The sequence below is a fragment of the Desulfobacter sp. genome, assembly GCF_050177295.1.
In genome coordinates, this window is sequence record NZ_JBFXHE010000380.1 from 1 (window position 1) to 4,373 (window position 4,373).

At 46.2% G+C, this 4,373-nt stretch carries 5 protein-coding genes; all 5 read right to left on the reverse strand.

Annotated features, from left to right (window positions below; all coding sequences use genetic code 11):
- Window positions 1-217 precede the first annotated feature (217 nt).
- Complete coding sequence (locus tag AB7U36_RS19405) at window positions 218-499, reverse strand: hypothetical protein (RefSeq protein WP_428161289.1); 282 nt, start codon at window positions 497-499, stop codon at window positions 218-220.
- A gap of 146 nt (window positions 500-645) precedes the next feature.
- Window positions 646-1,077 carry a bacteriohemerythrin gene (locus tag AB7U36_RS19410; RefSeq protein WP_428161290.1) on the reverse strand — a complete coding sequence of 144 codons (432 nt, stop codon included), beginning with the start codon at window positions 1,075-1,077 and terminating at the stop codon, window positions 646-648.
- A gap of 3 nt (window positions 1,078-1,080) precedes the next feature.
- A complete protein-coding gene (locus AB7U36_RS19415) occupies window positions 1,081-1,281 on the reverse strand; it encodes a hypothetical protein (protein ID WP_428161291.1) in 201 nt (66 codons plus the stop codon).
- A complete protein-coding gene (gene mpl / locus AB7U36_RS19420) occupies window positions 1,278-2,711 on the reverse strand; it encodes a UDP-N-acetylmuramate:L-alanyl-gamma-D-glutamyl-meso-diaminopimelate ligase (RefSeq protein WP_428161292.1) in 1,434 nt (477 codons plus the stop codon). The genes AB7U36_RS19415 and mpl overlap by 4 nt, the downstream gene beginning before the upstream one ends.
- Window positions 2,711-3,997, reverse strand: a complete 1,287-nt coding sequence (hemL, locus tag AB7U36_RS19425) for a glutamate-1-semialdehyde 2,1-aminomutase (RefSeq protein ID WP_428161293.1) — start codon at window positions 3,995-3,997, stop codon at window positions 2,711-2,713. Before hemL ends, mpl begins: the two co-directional genes overlap by 1 nt.
- Window positions 3,998-4,373: the final 376 nt, after the last annotated feature.

The following is a 4,373-nucleotide window of genomic DNA, read 5'->3' on the forward strand; positions in this document are numbered from 1 at the left end:
AATTATCCGGAAGTTACCGAATCAGAATAGGTATCAAGTAACGCTAAAAGGCACACGGCTAATCAAAGTTTTGAACGTAATATTAGCCTCATCCATTGAGAATTTGTTAAAAATGGCCGTATGATTTAAAAGTGGCCTGATTCTAACCAAGGATTGTTTGGCAGTCAAATTCAAAAAACTCGAACATTGAGAAAGATTTATCAAACTTCGGACGCCATTATGCAATGATATCATAAATAGAGCCTCTGGAATCATTTGTGGGTACGGGTCTGCCTGATGCCTGAAAACGACGGTCAGGACTTTTCCTGCGATCTTTCTTAAAGGACAACGTGACAATCACACCGTCTCTAACGCTTTTCCTTCGGTCATACGATGCCTTGCGCCTGTCTTTTTTACGGCCCGGAACATTAGATCGGTATCCTCCGTCAAATGAGGATCTCCTGTCTGTAATCCCCATAATTTTCTTGGCCACTGGTATTATTTTATTTTCTGCAACCATAATAATCACCTATCTTTAATATTTACAACTCGGTAATAAAGATATCGTCAATGATTACAGGATGCTTTAATATTTACAGCACAATTCTGTCTTGCATTGATACTAAAAGGCATGGGATCAACTGCAACGGGCTGTCATCAGTGTACTTATTTCTTATTTTCACATTCCTTCACATATCTGTGAATTCTTAAAAATGGAATAAACAAAGTGTCCGCGGATTCAAAATGTGCAATTAAACAGTTCCGCAATTCCACAACATCCTCAATAGACAGATTATCAACATCCTCAGCAATTTCACGGCGCAGACCAATGGCCTTTTTTATAAACCGGCGATGGGCCTTTGAGTGGATTTCAAGATCCGGATATCCTTTCCGGCCCAGAATTTTTTCTTCCTTGCAAAAGAAAATTTTGCTGAAATCATTGATCTCTGTGACTAAATTGGCCACGTCCTTAGCTTCGCCCTTATTCGTCTTCATTTCAATGAGGGTATTAAACATATCCATAAGCTGTTTCTGGCATTTATCAAGTTCAGGCACATCCACGCTGTATTTTTTATCCCACTCAATAATATTGGTCATGGGTTAATCTCCTTTCTTCTTTTTTTTGTTTTTCCCCACCCACAAGGTGGCCATTATACCGATGGATATCAGTATGGCAAGAATTACGGCAAAGGTAATTCCATGCTGCCCAAACCGCGGGTAAATGACAAAAGGAACCAGATAACCGTACAAAAATGAATGCAGCAATCCGATGCCAACAATTCTGATTGCGATTTTTGTCACCCCAGCCGCTCCAAAAGCCGCTGGTGTATATTTCCGAACCCGCCATTGGACATGATCAAGACAAGATCTTTTGGTCTAAGTTCCAAGACAAGAAAATCGATCACCTGGCCAGGGTCATGGAAATGGTAGGCAGCCTTGCCTCTTTTGCAAATATCTTCGGTGAGACGTTCGGGTGAAAACCGCTGGTCTTCAGGAATATTTTTTTTAACCCCGGGTGAACAGATGCACACCAGGTCTGCCAGGTCAAAGCATGCCGGATAGATCGTTTGGAAAATATTTCTCATGCTGGTATTGGTTCTTGGCTCAAACACAGCAACTATACGGCCCTGGGGATAAAATGGTTTAACTGCGGCAATGGTTTCCCCGACAGCTGTCGGATGATGGGCAAAATCATCCATCACCGTAATCCCGCCAACCTGCCCCCTTATTTCCTGGCGTCTTTTAACACCGCTAAAGGTTGAAAGCCCGCGGGCAATGTCCGCCTCCTTTATCCCTAAGCTGAGGGCTGCGGCAATACAGGCTGTTGCATTGAGAAGGTTGTGCTGTCCGGGAAGATCCGTTTGTATATTGATGTCCGTACCAGGGCCTGTGATGCGGGCAAGGGTGTGCAAGCGGCCCGTACCCGGATCCGGCTCACTGCTCAGGTGATGGTCATGCACCTGCCACATGGCGTCGGGGCCGTAAGTCTGAAGGTCAACAACACCAGCCTGCGCCAGTACCTGCATCAGATTGACGTTTTCCTTGCAGGCAATAATACGGCTTTTATCTTTGATCTTTGAGATCAGGGCGTTAAAGGCCCGGCAAATATGATCCAGGTCCGTAAAAATATCGGCATGATCAAATTCAATACCGGTCATAATGGTTATAACGGGATCATAATGCATGAACTTGGGCCCTTTATCAAAAAAGGCCGTGTCATATTCATCCCCTTCTATCACCATGTATTCCCCGTCACCGATTTTAAATGAGGCGTTATAATCCTTTAAAATTCCCCCGATCATAAATGAGGGGGCAAGACCGGCCGTTTCAAGCAAATGGGCCATGATGGAAGAGGTGGTTGTTTTGCCGTGGGTACCGGTGACAAGAATGATCTTCTTGCCATTGGCAACAAAACGGTTCACAGCCTGGGGCATGGACATATAGGCAACCCCCCTTTCCATTACGGCAACCGCTTCCGGGTTTTCACGTGTTACGGCATTGCCGATGATAACAAGGTCCGGAACCCGGTTGGGATCGTCACTGATATTGGCCGGGTGAAAACCACTAAACAAAGTAATCCCGTTATCTTCAAGAAGATCGCTCATGGGCGGATAAATATTCTGGTCTGATCCTGTGACAATATAACCCATTTTTTTAAGGATACAGGCCAAAGTGCCCATGCCGGTACCACAGGCTGCGACCAGATGAATCCGCTTAATTGAATCAGCCATTAAATTTCTGCCATGACCTGCCGTGCGGCGTCCAGGGTGATTTCAATATCGTCATCCGTGTGGGCCGCTGAAATAAAACAGGCCTCAAACTGCGATGGCGCAAGATAAATGCCTTTGGCCAGCATGCCCCGGTAGAATTTTGCAAACCGGTCCAGATCACAGGTTTTGGCATCATTGAAATTACACACCTTCTGTCCAGTAAAAAAGAACCCTGCCATGGAACCGAAATGCCCGGCATTGAAAGGAATACCTGCATCATCGGCTGCGGCCTGAAGGCCTTTGACCAGCATATCTGCCCGCCGGTCCATGTCAGCGTAAATCTGATCATCTTCAAGAATTTTTAACGTGGCGGTCCCTGCGGCCATGGCCAGGGGATTTCCGGACAGGGTCCCAGCCTGGTAAACAGACCCCACAGGTGCAATCTGCGCCATTATTTCCCGTCTCCCGCCATATGCACCTACGGGCAGTCCGCCACCAATCACTTTACCAAAACAGGTCAAATCCGGATCAATATCAAAATAGCCCTGGGCGCACGCCCTGCCCCCGACCCGGAATCCGGTCATGACTTCATCAAAAATCAGCAGGACACCATAGGCGGCAGTCTGTCGGCGCAATGTTTTTAAAAACAGCGGATCAGAAGCGACCATACCCATATTCCCTGCCACCGGTTCAAGAATCACACAGGCAATTTCCTTGCCTTTTTCAGCCATGAGGCGTTCAAAACTTTCAATGTCATTGTATGGCAGGGACAGGGTGTTTCGGATCACATCAGCAGGGACCCCCGGGCTTCCGGGAATACCTAAGGTGGCGATACCGGATCCGGCGGCCACAAGAAGGGTGTCTGCATGGCCATGGTAACATCCGTCAAATTTGACAATAAGGTCCCGACCAGTAGCACCCCTTGCCAGACGGATGGCACTCATGGTCGCCTCGGTGCCGGAATTAACCATTCTGACCATATCCACGGAAGCCACAGAATCCACAACAAGCCGGGCCAGTTCGTTTTCAAGCGCCGTGGGCGCACCAAAACTTGTGCCTGAATCCAGCACCTTTTTCAACGCATCAACCACAGGCCCCGGGCAGTGGCCAAGAATAAGCGGTCCCCAGGACAGGACATAATCAATATAGGCGTTCCCGTCGGCATCGAAAAGCCTGGCACCTTTACCTTTTTCAATGAAAACCGGTTCTCCGCCCACTGAACCGCAGGCCCTTACCGGAGAATTAACCCCGCCCGGTATCAAATTTCTGGCCGATGAAAATAAAGCGGCTGATTTAGTACGTTCCATATTTAATCCTTAATTTATTTGCAGGTAGTCTCACCGTTAACACTAATTTAATTATTCGTCAAAAATGAAATATACCAAACTGAGTTGAAATGGGTCAACCGCTTTGATTTTTCCCAAATCCACCACCTAAATTTTTGAACACCTGTCCAAGGACAATTTCGGGAAATTTTTTCTCGGAGTGCGGCTATTTATGCCTGAAAAACGACGTTTTGGGTAACGTTAAGCTTTCCTGCAGGATAATTCATATTCTTGAGTTTTCGGAAAATAGTTAAAGACAAAAGGATCGAAGAATGAAATAATATGAAGACTATTATTATACATTATAAATAAGGAGTTACGGGTGAAAATACCGTGTGTCTGCAAGCCAGCCTTCATA

Bases quoted from the DNA above. Each gene is read 5' to 3' on its own strand.
- AB7U36_RS19405 (WP_428161289.1), bottom strand. From the start codon at position 499: ATGGTTGCAGAAAATAAAATAATACCAGTGGCCAAGAAAATTATGGGG.
- AB7U36_RS19410 (WP_428161290.1), bottom strand. From the start codon at position 1,077: ATGACCAATATTATTGAGTGGGATAAAAAATACAGCGTGGATGTGCCT.
- mpl (WP_428161292.1), bottom strand. From the start codon at position 2,711: ATGGCTGATTCAATTAAGCGGATTCATCTGGTCGCAGCCTGTGGTACC.
- hemL (WP_428161293.1), bottom strand. From the start codon at position 3,997: ATGGAACGTACTAAATCAGCCGCTTTATTTTCATCGGCCAGAAATTTG.